Genomic DNA, 2,362 nt, shown 5'->3' with positions numbered 1-2,362 from the left:
CAAGTCGGACAAATGCCCCTGTCCGAAATCATCGTCGGCATCCTCAAAGACAGCGGACTGACCGAACACTACCGAACCCCAAAAGGCGACAACCAAGACCGCCTCGACAACCTCGATGAACTCGTCAACGCCGCCATCGAATTCAAACCCGAAGACAGCAACTTTGAAACCCTGCCCGAAAACATTTCAGACGACCCCGCCTTCCCCATCCTCGCTTTCTTGAGCAACGCCGCCCTCGAATCCGGCGAAAACCAAGCAGGCGCAGGCGAAAAAGCCGTACAACTGATGACCGTCCACGCCTCCAAAGGTTTGGAATTTAACGCCGTCTTCCTCACCGGCATGGAAGAAGGCCGCTTCCCCAGTGAAATGAGCCTTGCCGAACGCGGCGGCCTCGAAGAAGAACGCCGCCTCATGTACGTCGCCATCACCCGCGCCCGCAAACGCCTCTACATCACCATGGCGCAACAACGAATGCTTCACGGACAAACCCAATTCGGCATCGTCTCCCGCTTCGTCGAAGAAATCCCGCCCGAAGTATTGCACTATCTGTCCGTCAAAAAACCCGCCTACGACAGCTACGGCAATACACGCCCAACCGCCGTACAACGGGACAAAATCATCGAAGACTTCAAACAGCCGCAAACCTACGCAGGCTTCCGCATCGGCCAAAACGTCCGCCACGCCAAATTCGGCACCGGCGTCATCATCGATGCCGTGGACAAAGGCGAATCCGCCCGACTGACCATCAACTTCGGCAAACAGGGCGTGAAAGAGCTGGATACCAAGTTTGCGAAACTGGAAGAGATGTAGAAGGGAGATGACAGAGGTCGTCTGAAACCCGTAGCGTGGGCTTTGCCTACGAATCAAACTCAAAATTTCAGACGACCTTTTTAGCTGACATTATCTTGGGCAAAGCCCACGCTACAATGCACATTGACGAGGCAAATAGAGATGTAGGTCGGATACTTGTATCCGACAAAAAACATTTGGTGCGTCTATCGTTTCCGAAAAAACGCTGTTGGAAAATGTCGGATTTGAGAATCCGACCTACGGCAGAAAAACTGTAGTAAGAACAAGGCAAATAGTCGTCTGAAAAAGGGAGGAGCAATTTTTGCCGAAACCTCCGCCGTCATTCTCGCGCAGGCGGGAATGACGGACGATAAAAGTCGGGTATAGATACCTAACCCCTGTTTATAACTGAAATCAATAAGGAAGAACATTATGTCCCAAGTTTTTAAAGATTTTGATTTGTCCTCCGTATGGAAAACTAATAGTTGGGCAGATGAAAACTACAAAGAAGCCCCGTTTACCCCTGAAATTTTGGCTGCCGTAGAAAGTGAGCTAGGCTATAAATTGCCGCAAAGTTTTATTGAATTGATGGCAGTACAAAACGGCGGGATATTTGTTAAAAACTGCTTTCCGACCACGCAGAAAAATTCGTGGGCGAAAGATCATGTGCAAATTTGCGAGATGTCGGGAATCGGTTTTGAAAAAGAAGGAAGTCTGTGCGGCGCGATGGGGCAAAAACTTTGGCTGGAAGAATGGGAGTATCCGCCTATCGGCGTGTATTTGGCCACCGACCCGTCAGGAGGTCATGCCCTGTTTGCCTTGGACTATCGAGAGTGTGGAAAAGACGGCGAGCCGAAAGTGGTGCTTGTCGAACAAGAATGGGATTTTGAAATAGTCGAACTTGCCCCCGATTTTGAAACCTTTATCCGCAACTTGCGGCATGAAGATGAGTTTTTAGATAACTAATAAAGAGTAGGCCGTCTGAAAATTTTTCAGACGGCCTTTTAACATCTACCTATTAAGCCGAAAAAGCCTTATATGCCATTGAAACGATAATCAGCAAAACCGTTACGACCAAAACCTTACGAATAACTTCCCCGTTTGAATTGATAGCATGGAGGCTGCCAAAATGGTTGCCCAACAAATTTGCCAAAATCATCGGGATTCCGATTAGGAACGCCATTTTCCCTGCTATCAAGAAGGCAACAAATGCCCCGATGTTAGAAGCAAAATTGAAAATCTTGGAAGTAGCCGAAGCCTGCAACAACGACAATTTGTTAATGACAAACAAAGCAATGATGAAAATACTACCTGTACCCGGGCCAAAAAAACCGTCATAAAAACCAACAATCAGACAAGTTAAAAATACGGCGATAACGGATTTTTTTATCTCGCCACGCTCGTCTTCTTTTTTCAGCAAAACACCTTTAAACAAAGTTGCCAGCAAGCCTATGGGCAAAAACGCAAGAATAATGTAATTGATGGTTTCCACCGGAAGAATCAAAATGACTTTTGCACCGACAAATGCCCCAATTAAAGCCGCAACAATGCCAACCGGCACAATATGCCATAC

The 2,362-nt window shown here is 47.6% G+C and carries 3 protein-coding genes; 2 read left to right on the top strand and 1 reads right to left on the bottom strand.

Features of this window, described 5'->3' with window-relative positions; translation table 11 throughout:
• Together ACTHUM_RS11645 and ACTHUM_RS11640 are read left to right on the top strand one after the other, a co-directional pair.
• The coding region (locus tag ACTHUM_RS11645) for a 3'-5' exonuclease (RefSeq protein ID WP_440402936.1) at window positions 1–810 on the top strand (810 nt) is incomplete at its 5' end.
• 411 nt (window positions 811–1,221) lie between these two features.
• Window positions 1,222–1,755, top strand: coding sequence for an SMI1/KNR4 family protein (locus tag ACTHUM_RS11640; protein ID WP_070459738.1), 534 nt, complete (start codon window positions 1,222–1,224; stop codon window positions 1,753–1,755).
• A 52-nt stretch (window positions 1,756–1,807) separates the two neighbouring features.
• Here ACTHUM_RS11640 and ACTHUM_RS11635 read toward each other — a convergent pair.
• Window positions 1,808–2,362, bottom strand: a 555-nt coding sequence (locus tag ACTHUM_RS11635; protein WP_440402935.1) for a sulfite exporter TauE/SafE family protein, incomplete at its 5' end; no start/stop codon positions are given.

Source organism: Neisseria sp. P0021.S006, from assembly GCF_051956895.1.
This window is presented reverse-complemented; position numbering and strand designations above follow the sequence as displayed.